This window comes from Pedobacter soli (genome assembly GCF_900101435.1).
GTDB lineage: Bacteria > Bacteroidota > Bacteroidia > Sphingobacteriales > Sphingobacteriaceae > Pedobacter > Pedobacter soli.
The window spans coordinates 182,484-198,599 of record NZ_FMZH01000009.1; the positions used below are offsets into that span (position 1 = coordinate 182,484).

Sequence of the window (16,116 nt, forward strand, 5' to 3'; positions counted from 1 at the left end):
CGGCTAATAAAACGGGTATTATTGGCAACAATAATTCCCACAATGCACTAACTAATTAATTATTCGTAAAAATGAAAAGGGTCTATTTAGATAACGCGGCCACAACCCCTTTAGATAAGGAGGTAATCGCAGAAATGACAAACGTGATGGAAAACTACTTTGGTAACCCATCTGCCATTCATGCATTAGGTCGCGAGGTGAGAACGCTGGTAGAAAAGGCCCGTAAAACCGTTTCAGGTTTATTAAATGCATCCCCATCCGAAGTATTTTTTACCTCAGGAGGTACCGAAGCCGACAATACAGCTATTCGTTGCGGTATTTTTGCCTATGGCATTAAACATGCCATTACTTCTAAAATAGAGCACCACGCGGTTGAGCATACCTTAAATACCATGCTTAAAAATGGCGAAATCGATAAATTAAGTTTCGTTAATATCGACGAAAAAGGGAATATCGATTACAACCATTTAGAAGAACTGCTTCAAAACAACGAGCGTAGCTTTGTTTCGTTGATGCATGCCAATAACGAATTGGGTACTCTAACCGATATGGTTAAAGTGGGCGATATCTGCGAAAAATACAATGCCATTTACCATGCCGATACCGTGCAAACCATGGGGCATTACCGTCACAATGTACGCGAACTGAAAGCACATTTTATTGTTTGTGCCGCACACAAACTACACGGACCAAAAGGCGTTGGCTTTTTGTATGTAAACAGCAATATTAAAATCCCGCCGATGATTTATGGTGGAGCACAAGAGCGTAATATGCGCGGTGGTACCGAAAACGTGTATGGCATTGTTGGTTTGGCTAAAGCGCTCGAAATTGCTTATGCAGAAATGGATGAGCACCAAACCTATATTCAGGGCTTAAAAGATTATCTTAAAGCACAACTGATTGCCGAAATTCCGGGAATTGCTTTTAACGGCGAAACTGATGCCGATAAGAGTTTGTATACCGTATTAAACGTATCGTTCCCCGAAATGGATATGGCCGATATGTTGTTATTCAATTTAGATATCAATGGCATTTGTGCCTCAGGTGGTAGCGCCTGCTCATCGGGCTCTAACATTGGCTCTCATGTGTTAAACGGCATCAAAGCCGATCCAAACCGCCCGTCGGTACGTTTTTCTTTTAGTAAATATACTACTAAAGAAGATCTGGATTATGTAATAGAAAAAGTAAAAATGGTTGTGAAGCAAAATGCTCTAGCATAAAATATCCGTAACCAAATAGGAGAGTCTCAATGAAAGTTGGGACTTTTTTTTGTTTAAAAAGTATTCTGATTTTTTTGGAAAGCAAGCCCGGCATTTCATTTTAACGTTAGTCCTGCTTTTCATTATATTCCGATGAAGGATCGGAATGCCATTTCAATCAGGTTTAGGTACTGCCTTATTACTGCTATTTGCGGTCAGATGGATTAATGCAAATAGAAATTCCGGCATCCTGCAGCCCCTGATATTATTGCAGGCTGTGCCACTTAAACCTGATCGGAACGAACACGAAGTAAAGTGGAGAGCAGGGCTGTTTAAACCTAAGCAATACTGTATCTGATTTTCAAAAAGAATAAATGATTTGGAACTCTGCAGTCGAACAATCTATAAACGCAAGAAATATCTTGCAAAACTCAAAAATAAAACTTATATTTAATTAAAATAAGGGCAATTCAAGCCATTTTACCTGTAGTTCCTAAACGAAACCTTATCATTATTCCCGTGGTATAAGGTTAAGCAAATTTTAAAATAGCTTTTTTGATGCGGCTCCATAGCGAACAAAAAAGGCATTGATATTAAAATTCGTTAACCCTGAAAACTAACAAGTTTTCTACAATCTATATCGTCATGGAAAAGAGCCAAACCAACCAAAATCTAAAAAACGCGAAGGAAGAAGAAAATTTAAATGACGACAGGAAACACATTTACAAGTTCATCCTGGCACCATTTTCATTTGAGTCATCACACCATTTCAACAAAATACACAAAAGGAGATTCCACTCTTTTGGTTGTATACACGAATTGGGAAAACTTCCGGGAGCCATGCTTTAAAACAGCTGCTTCTTAAATGCTTATATTGCAAATTCGCGTGGTTGGTGGTGCACCAACCACTAAATGCTTATGCAATATTTTGTAACTCCATGGTTGGTGGCCCACCAACCAGTTTCTCTGATTGGCAACTGCCAACCACTAAAGCAACCACATTCCTGAAACAACTGGCCAAAAACAATCTGATTTTTTGCTTGTTCCTATAGTACATCAATTTACAGAGCTATGGAAACAAATAAGGAAAAAGGTAAAGTTGTTGAGAACGATTTACTGGATAAAAAAGTAGAAGATGTGCGTGAGCACGATACGCTCGATGAAAATAAATCATCGAAGGTAACCACCAATCTGTTTACTAAAGATAATAAACGTAAAAATAATCCACTGGGCCCTGGCCACGAACCCGGACCAACCCCAGGATCAGGAATATAATGCCGGTCAACAGGAAAAATACGGCAAATTGATTACATTTAAGCCACGGCAATTGCAGTGGCTTTTTAATGGATATAAAAATGGAAAGAAGAAACTTCATCAAACATTCGGCGCTGGCTATGGCCATGCTTGCCTTATATGAAACAGATGTTTTTGCCCAACAGGATTTAATGCGGGCTTATAATTTTAAGCCTCTGCGTAATAACGTAGGTATATTTACCGAGCAGGGCGGTACTATAGGCTGGCTTAATGCAGGCAATGGTTTTGTGGTGGTAGATGCTCAGTTTCCAACCTCGGCACCGCATGTAATTGAAGAACTGAAAAAGCTGGGCGAAAAGCCTTTTAAATACCTCATTAATACCCATCACCATGGCGATCATACAGCCGGTAACATTGCTTTTAAAGGATTAGCCCAAAAAGTGGTAGCGCATCAAAACTCGCTGGTTAACCAGAAAAGGGCAGCTGATAAAGCCAATAATCTCGATAAACAATTATTGCCCGATACTACTTTTGGTACAGGCTGGAAAGCCAAAATAGGCGATGAGCGAATCAGTGCTTATTATTATGGCTCCGGCCATACTAATGGCGATGCCGTTTATCATTTCGAAAACTCGAATATTGTGCATGTTGGCGATTTAGTTTTTAACCGGAGGTTCCCATACATTGATCGCGAAAACGGTGCACATATTGGCAACTGGATTACTGCTTTGGATAAAATTACCAGTCAGTTTGATAATGATACCCTGTTTATCTGGGGGCATAGCTTAGACCCGGAAAAAGTAACCGGCAATAAGGCCGATGTAAAGGCTTATCAAAATTACCTGCAAAGTTTATTAACCTTTGTTGGTGCCGAAATTAAAAGCGGTAAAAGTAAAGATGAGATCTTAAAAGCCACAACAATTCCAGGTGCACCCGAATGGCAAGGCGATGGCATACAAAGGAGTTTAACTGCTGCTTATGATGAATTGAAGGGCGTTTAGCCTCCTTGTACGAATCGTCATTTCGAGCGAAGTGCAACGAAGTCGAGAAATCTGATTAAAGACGTTTCATTCACTTCGCTCCATGTAAAAATCCGATTTTTTTATAATTAATCAGTATTTGATAATTTCGATCATATAACACCTCCAAATCTATTTTCAATTTATAAACATTCTATATTTAAAATAATTCTAAACAAGGCTTGCTAATCTGACCTAACTATACCCTTATCTGCTATATTTGTGTTACACAAAATCGAACATCAGATATGGATGATTTTATCGCAGCCCGCTCCCAAATGGCCCTGTCTCTGGGCTTTCACATTATTTTTTCGTGCATCGGTATGGTGATGCCATTTTTTATGGCAGTATCGCACTACAAATGGTTAAAAACAAATAATGAGGTGTATAAAAACCTCACCAAAGCCTGGAGCAAAGGTGTAGCCATCTTTTTTGCCACTGGTGCGGTTTCGGGCACCATGCTCTCTTTTGAGCTGGGATTGCTCTGGCCTAAATTTATGGATCATGCCGGACCAATTTTCGGGATGCCTTTTTCGTTAGAAGGAACTGCGTTTTTTATCGAGGCCATTGCTTTAGGCTTTTTCTTATACGGCTGGAATAAGCTGAATAAGTGGTTCCATTGGTTTACTGGTATGGTGGTTGGGGTTAGCGGATTGGCTTCAGGGATCCTGGTGGTGGCTGCAAATGCCTGGATGAATAGTCCGGCAGGTTTCGATTTTGCCAATGGCCAGTATTTAAATATTGATCCCATCCAGGCCATGTTTAATAAAGCCTGGTTTTCGCAGGCACTGCACATGTGTTTGGCCGCATTTACAGCCACAGGCTTTGCGGTAGCGGGCGTGCATGCGTTAATGATATTACGTGACAGGAATCGTGAGTTTCATTTAAAAGCCTTTAAAATTGCAGCAGTTTTTGCCTGCATTGGTGCTTTGCTGCAACCTTTAAGCGGCGATATTTCTGCTAAGGATGTTGCTAGAAGGCAGCCGGCCAAACTTGCCGCCATGGAAGCGCTTTATAAAACTGAAAAACCTGCGCCACTGCTAATTGGTGGCATTGTGAACGAGCAGGATAAAACGATTAGTGGTGCAATCAAAATTCCCGGGGCATTAAGTTTCCTGGCCCATGGCGATTTCGGTGCTGAGGTGAAAGGTTTAGACCAGATTCCGGAAAATGAACATCCGCCAGTAGCAGTAACACATTACGCTTTTCAAATTATGGTAGGGATTGGTACTTTGCTCATGCTGATTGCACTGGTGTACTTTTTTAATCTGATTAAAAGGAAACCGTTATTAGAACAACCCTGGTTGCTAAAACTTTTCGTAATGGCCATACCGCTGGGTTACGTTGCATTAGAGGCCGGTTGGGTAGTTACAGAGGTTGGACGCCAACCCTGGATCATTTATGGCATTATGCGCACCAAAGATGCCGTTACACCGATGCCTGGTATTGCATATTCCTTTTACATTTTCTCGGCTATTTATTTTTCGCTGAGCATTATTGTAACCTTTTTACTTTACCGGCAGATTAAAATGGTGCCTGTATTGTATGCTAAAACCGAATCAAAATAAATTAACCACAGATAAAAAAGATGAACACAGATAAAAATATAAAACCCGGTGGTTTAAAATCTGTGTTAATCTGTGCGCATCTGTGGCAAAGAAATAAATTAACCACAGATGAATAGGATAGACACAGATAAAAATTTTTGGACATGTTGATCAACAGCTTTAAAAATCTGTGTTAATCTGTGTCCATCTGTGACAAAGAAATAAATTAACCACAGATGAATAGGATAGACACAGATAAAAATTTTTGGGCATGTTGCTCAACAACTTTAATAATCCGTGTTAATCTGTGCCCATCTGTGGCAAAAAAATAAATTAACCCTGTGTAATCTGTGGCAAAAAAAATAGATGATGAAAGACGTTGTAATTACCTTTTTATGCATAGCCATTCTGCTCTACTTTTTATTGGGGGGAGCCGATTTTGGTGCAGGAATTATCGAACTGTTTACTTCGACCAAGAACCGAAGTAAAACCCGTAAAACCATGTATCAGGCCATTGGTCCGGTTTGGGAAGCCAACCACATGTGGCTCATTATTGCCATTGTAATCCTTTTTGTAGGCTTCCCGTTTATTTATACCACCATGTCGGTTTACCTGCATATTCCGCTGGCCATTATGTTAATTGGTATTATTGCACGTGGTACAGCATTTGTTTTTCGCCATTACGATGCTGTTAAAGACGATATGCAATGGTTGTACAACCGCATTTTCAGGTATTCCAGCTTCGTTACTGCTTTGTTTCTGGGGATTATAGCCGGAAGTCTGATTTCTGGACATATTGATACACAGGCAACAGATTTTTATACTGCCTATATCTCAGGCTGGCTAAACTGGTTTTCTATTGCTGTGGGCTTATTTACGGTAGCGCTCTGCGGTTTCTTAGCAGCCATCTACCTCATTGGTGAAACAAAAGAAGCACACGATAAGAAACGCTTTATTAAAAAAGCCGAAGTAATGAACGTAGCAGCAGTTGTTTTTGGCGCCATGGTATTTATTGCTGCGCAAAGAGATAAGATTCCGTTAATCGATTGGGTTTTTAAAAGCAGTGTTGGCTTATGGGCCATTGTTCTGGCCAGTTTATCACTTGTACTGTTGTGGTACCTGTTGATTAAAGGTAAAACCAAGGTATTACGCATTTTGGCGGGCTTCCAGGTAACGATGATCCTCCTGGCGATTAGTTATGCCCACTTTCCGAATTTTATCCGTTTAAAAAGCGGAGATGCCATTTCACTTTTAACAACTGTTGGGCCTGAAAAAACCATTTATAGTTTAGGTTTGGCACTTTTACTGGGCAGTGTGCTTATTTTACCTTTTTTAGGGTACTTGTTTTATAAGTTTCAGAAGAAAGAAGAGTAGAGATTTTGTCATGCTGAGGCACGAAGCATCTGCAACCGATGAAACAGATGCTTCGTGCCTCAGCATGACAGTATTTAATAAAAAAGAGCATCTGTTTCCAAATGCTCCTTTAAAATCTATTTAACTGATCGATTACAAACCGCCTTTCCGGTTCGATTTAGTTGGCACCGGCCATGCGGCTGGTTTGCCCGTACGTTCGTTTACCGGTAAATCGGTAGCTTTTTCGTTTGAGGTTCTTTCCGGATCTTCGCACGCCATATACACCATAATGGCAGCTAAAATTACGTTGCTTCTAATCTCGTCGAAAACCAATTTATCGTAACTATCGCGATTGGTATGCCAGGTATAAGTGCCGTAATCCCAGCTGGTAGAGCTTAGCGAATAACCTAAAGCACCAGCAGCTACAAAAGATGCAAAATCAGATCCTCCGGCACCTGGCATTCCAGGGAAACTGGTTTTAATCTGATTTTTAATAGTGTCTGGTACAGCAGCTAACCAGCGGGTAATGTAATCTTTCGATTTGGCAAAACCTTGTCCGCCAATGTTAACCACGCGGCCTGTACCATTATCCTGGTTAAATAAAGCCTGTAGGTTATTTACAATTTCAGGATGATCTTCTACAAAAGCCCTCGATCCGTTTAAGCCCTGCTCTTCGCTACCCCAATGACCTACAAGAATGGTGCGCTTAGGATTAGGATAAAATTTCTTTAAAATACGCATGGCTTCCATCATTAAAATGGTGCCTGATCCATTATCAGTTGCGCCACTTGCGCCATCCCACGAATCGAAGTGCGCCGAAAGCATAACATATTCGTTCGGCTTTTGCTTACTTTTTAGCTCAGCAATGGTGTTAAAGGTTGGTACAGCACCTAGTTTTTTAGATTCCGATTCGATTTTAAGCATTGGTTTGTTGCCATTTAGCGCTAAACGGTAAACCAGACCATAATCTTCTACCGATAAATCTAAAGTAGGTACTTTAGTAGTGTTGGCACCGAAAATTTTATCAACCCCAAAACCTTGCGACCAGTTGTTGATGATAACAGCAACTGCTCCTGCATTTTCTAAAGCTACAGGTAAGGTTTTAGCGTTATAACCTGTTTTGGCTATGCCGGCAGCAAATGCTTTAGCCGCATCGGCCTTTTGTTTTTTAAACTTTTCGAATAAATCTTTCGTAGCAAATTCTTCCCAGTTTTTTTCTGGCCTGCCCGAAAGCTGGTTCATAGAAATTAATACAATTTTGCCGTTTACGTTGGGTAACCATTTCTGGAAAGCTACCGAATCGGTAATTTCGGGCAGGATAATGGCTTCGGCATTGATGGCTTTGCCGTTGGTTGAGGGGCTCCAGGCCAATTGTGTTCCCTCCAGGGTTCTCACGCGCGGACTTACCAGATCAATATGGGTAATGCCTCTTTCCCAGCCAGCCCATTCGCCCCATTTTTCGTTTTTGGCCGAAATGCCCCAGTCGCTATATTTTTTTACTGCCCAGTCGTTAGCTTGTTTCATTTGTGGCGAACCTACCAAACGCGGACCTACCACATCCAATAATTCGTGCGCAAGTTTTTCCAGCTGCGAGTTTTCGTTTACTTCTTTAACAATATTGTCGATTACTTTTTTGTCTTGTGCAAAAACACTGACCGAAGCGCATAGCAATAGCGCAGAAAAGAGTAGTTTTTTATTCATAATAAGTTTTAGTTAATGGATAAACGAATTTATGAAATAAGGGCAGGATTTGGGGATGTTAATGGAAATGTTGCAGTAAATAGGATCGTCATCGCCGTGGCAATCTTTTCCGCTTGGTTTGTTAGCGCTTAGGCAAAGGATATATAATTGAGATATGGACTGAGGTTGGTGAGCCACCAACCTTAGGATAAACATCTGACCTCACGACTAACTAAAAGCTTTTCTTTTGTACCTTATCATGAAAAGGCAAATATTCTGATAGCGCTGCAGAGCCATACCAGTTGTAAAGTTCGGGTTCGAGTACTTTCGCTTTAATTGCCGGATCGTTTTCTAACAATTGTTTAGCCTCATCCATCGATTTGGTGTTTAAAATAAAAATACCGCGGTAATTTTTGTCGTTTTTGCCCATAGGTCCGGCAACTACCAGTTTATTTAGGGCTACCATTTTATCCATGTTGGCCATGTGCCCGGCAAAAAGACTGTCGGTTTTAGCTTTGGTTTCGGTTGTATTGGTGCCCGATTTCAGGATTACCATAATGTACATTTTCATGCCATAATCGTCGGCACCGAGTTTTTTTGCCAGCGCTTCATCATAAGGCACTTTGGCTTTTTTATCTTGTGCGGCCACAGCCAGCGTAGCTGCGCTAAGGCAAATGGCGAGTAAGAGTTTTTTCATGTTGTTGTGGTTTGGTTAGTTTAAAAATAAGAAAAATTATGATATTCCCCTCCTTTGGAGGGAGAGCGTAGGGGGTGGTGGTTTAATGCCTATTGCAGGAACTACCTTTTCAAATTTACCGCAGGCTACTGTAAAATAAACCTGATCCGATAGCTATCGGATGCCGTGAACATGGAGTGTAGCGTAATAAAGCGAAAAGCAGGACTGAAGTCACCGAAGTACTTCAAACCCTGCTTTTCTTATTATAGTTTATTTGTTCATTAGTCATTTGTTGATTAGTTTATTTGTACTAATGAACTAATGACCAATGAGCTACTTAACCAATTTTAATTGTTCATCATTTTAATAAAAGCGCCTAATTTAGCTTTCATGGCTCTTCTATCTACAATGAAATCGAGGAAACCGTGCTCCAGAACGAATTCTGAAGTTTGGAAACCTTTAGGTAAATCTTTTTTAATGGTTTCTTTAATTACCCTTGGGCCTGCAAAACCGATTAACGAGCCTGGTTCGGCAATGTTAATATCGCCCAACATGGCATAAGAAGCGGTAACACCACCAGTTGTTGGATCGGTTAATAAAGAAATGTAAGGAACTTTAGCCTGACCTAACAAGGCCAGTTTAGCCGATGTTTTAGCCATTTGCATCAGTGAAAATGCAGCCTCCATCATCCGTGCACCACCTGATTTAGAAATCATGAGGAAAGGCACTTTGTGTTTGATGCTGTAATCGATAGAACGGGCAATTTTTTCGCCTACTACCGAGCCCATTGAACCGCCGATGAATGCAAAATCCATACAGGCGATAACGATATCCTGACCTTCTATTTTACCAACACCAGCGCGGATGGCATCTTTTAAGCCGGTTTTAGCTTGGCTTTCTTTAATTCTATCGGTGTAAGGTTTATTGTCGTTAAATTTTAAAGGGTCGCCTGATGTTAGGTCAGGGAACAGCTCTTTAAACTCGTTATCATCAAATAAAACCTCGAAATATTCTTTTGAGCCTACTCTCAGGTGGTAATCGCAGTAGTGGCAAACGTATTTGTTTTCCTGAAGTTCTGCCTGATGTAGCGGTTTTTTACAATTTGGACATTTATTCCACAAACCATCCGGTGCTTCTTTTTTCTCTTCGGTTGTGGTAATGATACCTTTTTTTTCTCTCTTAAACCAAGCCATATAATTTTTTGAAGAATTGGATTGCAAAGAAACGAAAAATATCATCAACTTTATCAATTACCCATAAGCAAATTCCAATAAGCCGATCAATTTTATCAAATTAATTAGCGGTACACCTAATGGGAATAAAGCTTTTAAGCTCACGAAACAGCTCTGATGGGTTGCGATAAAGCATTCTTAACATTTTATCTGTCACTTTTATTTTAGCCTGGCGTTTGAAAATTGGATATTGAAATATTGGTTATTTCTTTAAGTGTGTCTTTTTTACACTAAGGATAATGTGTTTTTTACACTAAACAGGCCTTATTTTGCTGTCAGGCAAATAATTCTGTTGCTATAAAAGCTTGGAATGTTATTTTTTTTTATAACTTCGGACTTAATAAAATTAACAAGAAATGAGTTTAAAAGGCTACAAAGGCGTAATTTACGGAGATGCCGTTCAAGAATTGTTTGAGCAGGCTAAAAAACATCAGTTTGCTTTACCAGCAGTAAACGTTACCGGTACCAATACGGTAAATGCGGTAATGGAAACTGCGAAGGCAGTAAATTCGCCTGTTATGATTCAATTATCTAATGGAGGTGCACAGTTTTATGCTGGTAAATCTTTAGATAACGAGAAATTGCAGGCATGTATTTTAGGTGCTGTATCGGCAGCTAAACATGTACATTTATTGGCAGAGCATTATGGTGTTGCTGTGGTATTACATACCGACCATGCAGCTAAAAAATTATTGCCATGGATTGATGGATTATTGGATCACGGTGAAAAATTCTTCGCTGAAACCGGAAAACCTTTGTTTTCATCTCACATGTTAGATTTATCGGAAGAGTCGATTGAAGAAAACATGGAAATTTCTGCTAAATATTTAGCACGCATGGCTAAAATGAACATGACTATCGAAATCGAGCTTGGTGTAACTGGTGGTGAGGAAGATGGTGTGGATAACAGCGATGTAGACAGCTCTAAATTATATACGCAACCAAGTGAAGTTGCTTATGCTTACGAAGAATTGAGCAAAGTTTCTCCGCGCTTTACTGTTGCTGCTGCTTTTGGTAACGTACACGGTGTTTATAAACCAGGTAACGTTAAATTGCAACCGGTAATTTTGAAAAACTCTCAGGATTTCATCAAAGAAAAATTCAGCTTAACTGCAGAGAAACCAATTAACTTCGTATTCCACGGTGGTTCTGGTTCATCTCAGGAAGAAATCAGAGAAGCCATTTCTTATGGCGCCATTAAAATGAATATCGATACGGATATGCAATGGGCATTCTGGGAAGGTATTTTAGAATATTACAAAAAGAATGAAGCTTATTTACAAGGCCAGATTGGTAACCCTGAAGGTGATGATAAGCCAAATAAAAAATATTACGATCCACGTGTATGGTTACGTAAGGCTGAAGAAGCTTTCGTTAAGCGCTTAACTGTTGCTTTCGAAGACTTAAACTGCATTAACGTTAACGATAAACTTTAATTTAGGTTAAAATGTTTTAACGTTGGAACGTTGCAACATTGCAACATTAAAACCTTTTTAGCAACAAGGAAAGCGCCATAGGTATAAAAACTTATGGCGCTTTTGTTTGTTTTAGGTATATTTAAGCAAACAATCTGTGATGAGAAAATCTAAAGCTGATACTAAAAAAAACAACTTTTTTGAGCGGTTTGCCAATGCTGCAACCAAATTTACCGGAAGCTCTATCGCATTTATTGCTGCAACAGCCATTGTGATCCTCTGGGCAGTAACCGGTCCGGTTTTCGATTATTCTGAAACCTGGCAACTGGTTATCAATACCGGAACAACCATTATTACTTTCTTAATGGTTTTTTTAATCCAAAAGGCACAAAACAAGGATGGAAAAGCTATACAGCTGAAGTTAAATGAGTTAATTGCCGCGCATGAAAAGGCCAGTAACCGGATGGTAGATATTGAAGATTTAACAGAAAAGGATTTAGATCAGTTACACAAATTTTACGTTACGCTGGCTACATTAGCCAAAAAAGAGACCGATATTCATTGTTCGCATTCTATTGATGTGGCCACTGCGCTTAATGAATTGAAAATACAAAAGAATAAACACTTTAAACACCACGATAATGAGTCTGCAAGTTCAAAAAATTAACCATCCCGAAGATTTAGATAAAGCATTTGCCATCCGTAAAATTGTATTTGTAGAGGAGCAAAACTGCCCGCCAGAGCTGGAGTGGGAGCATGAGGACGAATCGGTCCATTTTTTGGCTTCATACAATGGGCAGCCTTGCGGAGCCTGCAGGTGGCGTAAAACGGATAACGGTTATAAACTGGAGCGTTTTGCTGTTTTAAAAGACTTTAGGGGGCATGGGGTAGGTCGTGCGTTAATTGCTGAGGCTTTATCTGATTTGCCTGACGATGCGCACTATATTTACCTGAATTCGCAATTAGATGCGATGAGTTTGTATGCTAAATTTGGCTTTGTGGCTGAAGGAGAGCAGTTTGAAGAAGCAGGGATTCAGCATTTCAGGATGGTGAAGCAGGTTTAATTTTTAAGAATTATATTTGCAATTTAAAACCTTATAAATGAAAAAATTAATACTCTCGATATTTTTATTTATTCTTGCTTTTTTAGCTAAAGCTCAAAAAATGGATACTGTTTATTTCGATCATAAATGGGTTAAAACGGATAAATCAAATAAATACTATTACAGAATTGTAGAAAAAAATAAATCAAAAGAAACATTTTTGGTTAAAGATTTTTACAACACCGGAACTCTACAAATGGAAGGGACTTATTCATCTATTGATCCTGAAGTTAAAAATGGTGAATTTGTCTGGTACTACGAGAATGGTCAGAAGCGTATTGAGTCTACCTATAAAAATAATGAGGTAATTAAGGAACGTGAGTGGGATAGAAATGGTAATTTAAAAAAAGAACAAGAATTAGTTAATGTAACTAATAGCACAACCGGAGAAGCAACCAAGGCGGTTATTGAAAGAGCTCCGCAGTTTCCAGGCGGTAAAGCGGCTTTATTTGATTTTATTTCCAGAAAAGTTAAGTATCCCTCGACTTTAATTAAGGAAGGCATTACCGGGAAAGTCATCGTTAGATTTGTTGTTACAAAAGAAGGAAAGGTTACTGATCCTGAAATTGTACAAAGTGTTCATCCGCTATTAGATGCTGAGGCAATAAGGGTTGTAAAGCTAATGCCGAAATGGGAACCGGGCAAACAAAATGGTGAATTTATCAATGTGAAATTTTCTCTTCCTTTTAACTTTAACCTATAGTTCCATTTCTGGATGTTACGGGGAAAAATAGTGAGTCACTGCGTCGCAGAATTTATTTTATTTGTGTTTCCGTGTCAAAAAAATTATCCAAATATCCTTCCTGATAAGGCCATTGCTTCATTCCATTTATCCATATCCAGATTTAAGTGTTCACCTTGTGCATTTAAGAAACTGATTACATCTTCGGTGGCGATATTACCGGTTAGGTCATCGGCAGCCATCGGGCAGCCACCAAAGCCTTTTAAAGCTGAATCTATTCTTTTTACGCCAGCGTGGTAAGCTGCGGCTATTTTCTCGAAACGTAAGGCAGGGGTGGAGTGTAAGTGCACCCCGATTTCGGTATTACTAAACCTTGTAATTAATTTGGGCAGTATACTTTCGATTTTTGCCGGTGTTGAAACGCCAACGGTATCGGCCAGAGATAATATGCTTACGCCTTTGCTTACGAGTACATCGGCCCATTGCTCTACAATTTCATAATTCCACTCATCGCCATAAGGATTACCAAAACCCATAGAAAGGTAAACTACAGCCTCTTTGTTGTTTTTAACGCAAAGCGAAAGCATCTCCTCAACCGTATTTAACGATTGAGCAATGCTGGAGTTGGTATTGCGTTGCTGGAAGGTTTCTGAAATAGAAAAAGGAAAACCAAGGTAATTGATCTCCTGATGCTGAACAGCGGCTTCTACACCCCTCAAATTGGCTACAATGGCCAGTAGTTTGGTTTTTGTATCGCTTAAATCGAGGTTAGCCAATACTTCTGCAGTATCAGCCATTTGCGGAATAGCCTTTGGTGAAACGAAACTTCCAAAATCGAGCGTATCAAAACCTACCTGTAATAATAAATTGAGGTATTCGGTTTTTAACCCGGTAGGTATAAAATTGTGTAGGCCCTGCATCGCATCGCGGGGACATTCAACTAACTTAAATTGGTTTTGGCTCATATTTTTGGTTTAAGCGCAAGTTGGGGAAAGTTTTTGGTAAAAAGAAGCATGGGGCATAGAGCATAGGGGTAGTTGATCAGTTATCAGTTTGCAGTTTTCAGTTGCCAATGATCAAAAATCAATTTTCAGTTGGATAATACAAGCGGGTAACTGAACCGCCCTTCGACTACGCTCAGGGTGACAAATGTATTTGCAGTTTTTAATTATCAATTACCAAAGACCAATTTTCAATTAGGTTTGGCTATGAACTATCAACCAATTAACTAATGACCAATGAACCAATGACAAATAAACTACTGCACTGCCTTAACCTCTTTTACGGGAGGTGCCTCCTCGCGGTAATCTACACTGCGGTCTTTGGCGAAAGTTCTGATAATTAAACGGGTGCCTCTATCGTAGCTAAAATAACTCCAGATCCAGTTTACAAAAACAATAATCTTATTGCGGAAGCCCACTAGAGTCATGAGGTGCACAAACATCCAGGTAAACCAGGCAAAAACGCCCTGAAAGCGGATTTTACCAATATCAACAACTGCTTTATTTCTACCTACAGTTGCCATAGAGCCTTTATCGAAATATTTAAACTTTTCTAAAGGTTTGTTTTCTACAATATTGATCAGGTTTTTAGCCAGGTGATGCCCTTGCTGAATGGCTGCGGGCGCAACTCCTGGGTGACCATTTGGTGTTTCTTCGTCAATTATGGCAGCTACGTCGCCAATGGCATAAATATTCGGATAACCTACAATCAGGTTCTGGGTATCGGTTTTTAAGCGGCCACCGCGTACAATTTCGGCTTTATCAAGTCCGTTTATTACCTGACCTTTAACGCCGGCACTCCAGATTACGGTTGAGCTTAAAATAGGGGCTTTATCCTGTAAAGTAAGGGTATGTCCGTCGTAACCCAATACACGGGTTTCGTTCATTACCTGCACACCCATATCGGTCAGGAAATCTTTCGATTTTTGTTGTGCCTGTGGCGACATTACGCCCAATAGCTCGGGCGAATTTTCGATGAGATAGATATTTACCTTGTTCACATCCATTTCGGGATAATCGTTGGGTATAACATGCTTTTTAAGCTCTGCAATGGCTCCAGAGGTTTCTACACCTGTTGGACCACCACCCACCACTACGAAGTTTAAGAGTGCACTCTTTTTATCTAAATCTTTTTCGATCAGCGATTTTTCGAAATTCTGTAAAATCAAGCTTCTCAAATCAAGTGCTTCGGGGATAGATTTCATGGGCATAGAATTGGATTCAATTTCCTTGTTGCCGAAGAAATTGCTGGTAGAACCAGTGGCCAGCACCAGGTAATCGTAGCTCACCTTACCGATATCGGTTTCGAGGCAATTTTCGGCTGAGTTAACAGCGGTGACCTTAGTTACCCTGAAAATTAAATTCTTTTGTCCTTTAAAAATTTTGCGGAGCGGAAAAGCAATCGAATCGGCTTCTAGACCACCGGTTGCCACCTGATACAATAAAGGCTGAAAGGTGTGGTAGTTATGCTTATCGAGCATGACTACCTGAAAAGGTTTGTTTTTTAAACGTTTAGCTAATTCAATTCCACCAAATCCGCCGCCAACAATAACTACTCTGGGGTATTCGCTTTTAGGAAGTTGTAAATCCATTTTCTATCGGTTTATCTGCTGCTAATGTAACAAAAAGATGGCCAAAAGGTTTAGAAAACAGGGTTTTGTCAGTGCTAATTTCTGTTTTGTTAGAGATATAACGCTACAATGACGAAGGTGGGTTTTTGAAGGTTTTATGTACTGCCCCGGGTTAAATAAACCTGATGGGAGTGAGCATGGAGCGTAGCGAAATAAAACGGACAGCAGGACTATCGGAACCGAAGAACCACAAGATCTGCTTTTCAAAAAAAATAAAAAACTTCGTCTTTTTAAACCTCGCAGGTTTTTAAAACCTGCGAGGTTTGACATAAAAAAAGCGCTCCGGTTAACCGAAGCGCTTATCTATTTTAAGATTTTGAAACC

The 16,116-nt window shown here is 39.8% G+C and carries 14 protein-coding genes; 9 read left to right on the plus strand and 5 right to left on the minus strand.

The window, feature by feature from the left end:
• The first annotated feature begins 71 nt into the window (after positions 1-71).
• The 5 genes from BLR37_RS18820 to BLR37_RS18845 all read left to right on the plus strand — a co-directional run bounded on the left by BLR37_RS18820 (position 72) and on the right by BLR37_RS18845 (position 6,393).
• Entirely contained in the window at positions 72-1,220 is a 1,149-nt protein-coding gene (locus BLR37_RS18820; RefSeq protein ID WP_090771272.1) for a cysteine desulfurase family protein, read from the plus strand.
• A gap of 1,050 nt (positions 1,221-2,270) precedes the next feature.
• Entirely contained in the window at positions 2,271-2,474 is a 204-nt protein-coding gene (locus tag BLR37_RS18830) for a hypothetical protein (protein ID WP_090771276.1), read from the plus strand.
• Positions 2,475-2,554: 80 nt separating this feature from the next.
• Positions 2,555-3,454, plus strand: coding sequence for an MBL fold metallo-hydrolase (locus tag BLR37_RS18835; RefSeq protein ID WP_090771391.1), 900 nt, complete (start codon positions 2,555-2,557; stop codon positions 3,452-3,454).
• A gap of 266 nt (positions 3,455-3,720) precedes the next feature.
• Entirely contained in the window at positions 3,721-5,040 is a 1,320-nt protein-coding gene (locus BLR37_RS18840) for a cytochrome ubiquinol oxidase subunit I (RefSeq protein ID WP_090771277.1), read from the plus strand.
• Between the two features lie 348 nt (positions 5,041-5,388).
• The gene (locus BLR37_RS18845) at positions 5,389-6,393 is read left to right on the plus strand and encodes a cytochrome d ubiquinol oxidase subunit II (RefSeq protein ID WP_090771279.1); all 1,005 of its coding nucleotides are present in this window, start codon (positions 5,389-5,391) and stop codon (positions 6,391-6,393) included.
• Between the two features lie 132 nt (positions 6,394-6,525).
• Here BLR37_RS18845 and BLR37_RS18850 read toward each other — a convergent pair whose 3' ends face one another.
• From BLR37_RS18850 to accD, 3 genes are all read right to left on the minus strand, one after another.
• Complete coding sequence (locus tag BLR37_RS18850; protein ID WP_090771281.1) at positions 6,526-8,073, minus strand: M20/M25/M40 family metallo-hydrolase; 1,548 nt, start codon at positions 8,071-8,073, stop codon at positions 6,526-6,528.
• Between the two features lie 211 nt (positions 8,074-8,284).
• Entirely contained in the window at positions 8,285-8,749 is a 465-nt protein-coding gene (locus tag BLR37_RS18855; RefSeq protein ID WP_090771283.1) for a YciI family protein, read from the minus strand.
• Positions 8,750-9,075: 326 nt separating this feature from the next.
• Positions 9,076-9,921 carry an acetyl-CoA carboxylase, carboxyltransferase subunit beta gene (gene accD / locus BLR37_RS18860; RefSeq protein ID WP_090771285.1) on the minus strand — a complete coding sequence of 282 codons (846 nt, stop codon included), beginning with the start codon at positions 9,919-9,921 and terminating at the stop codon, positions 9,076-9,078.
• Between the two features lie 395 nt (positions 9,922-10,316).
• On the opposite strand from accD, the gene fbaA reads away from it, so the two are divergent.
• The 4 genes from fbaA (at position 10,317) to BLR37_RS18880 (ending at position 13,181) form a co-directional block, all read left to right on the plus strand.
• Positions 10,317-11,396 (plus strand): class II fructose-bisphosphate aldolase, encoded by a 1,080-nt coding sequence (gene fbaA / locus BLR37_RS18865; RefSeq protein WP_090771287.1) that lies wholly within the window; start codon positions 10,317-10,319, stop codon positions 11,394-11,396.
• Positions 11,397-11,535: 139 nt separating this feature from the next.
• Positions 11,536-12,042: a low affinity iron permease family protein gene (locus BLR37_RS18870; RefSeq protein WP_090771288.1), complete on the plus strand. Its 507-nt coding sequence runs from the start codon at positions 11,536-11,538 to the stop codon at positions 12,040-12,042.
• Entirely contained in the window at positions 12,017-12,439 is a 423-nt protein-coding gene (locus tag BLR37_RS18875) for a GNAT family N-acetyltransferase (protein ID WP_090771290.1), read from the plus strand. Before BLR37_RS18870 ends, BLR37_RS18875 begins: the two co-directional genes overlap by 26 nt.
• Positions 12,440-12,476: 37 nt before the next feature.
• Positions 12,477-13,181: an energy transducer TonB gene (locus tag BLR37_RS18880; protein WP_090771292.1), complete on the plus strand. Its 705-nt coding sequence runs from the start codon at positions 12,477-12,479 to the stop codon at positions 13,179-13,181.
• Between the two features lie 83 nt (positions 13,182-13,264).
• Here the strand turns inward: BLR37_RS18880 and BLR37_RS18885 are convergent, their stop codons facing one another.
• Positions 13,265-14,125: a hydroxymethylglutaryl-CoA lyase gene (locus tag BLR37_RS18885; protein WP_090771294.1), complete on the minus strand. Its 861-nt coding sequence runs from the start codon at positions 14,123-14,125 to the stop codon at positions 13,265-13,267.
• A 293-nt stretch (positions 14,126-14,418) separates the two neighbouring features.
• A complete protein-coding gene (locus BLR37_RS18890) occupies positions 14,419-15,753 on the minus strand; it encodes an NAD(P)/FAD-dependent oxidoreductase (RefSeq protein ID WP_090771296.1) in 1,335 nt (444 codons plus the stop codon).
• Positions 15,754-16,116: the final 363 nt, after the last annotated feature.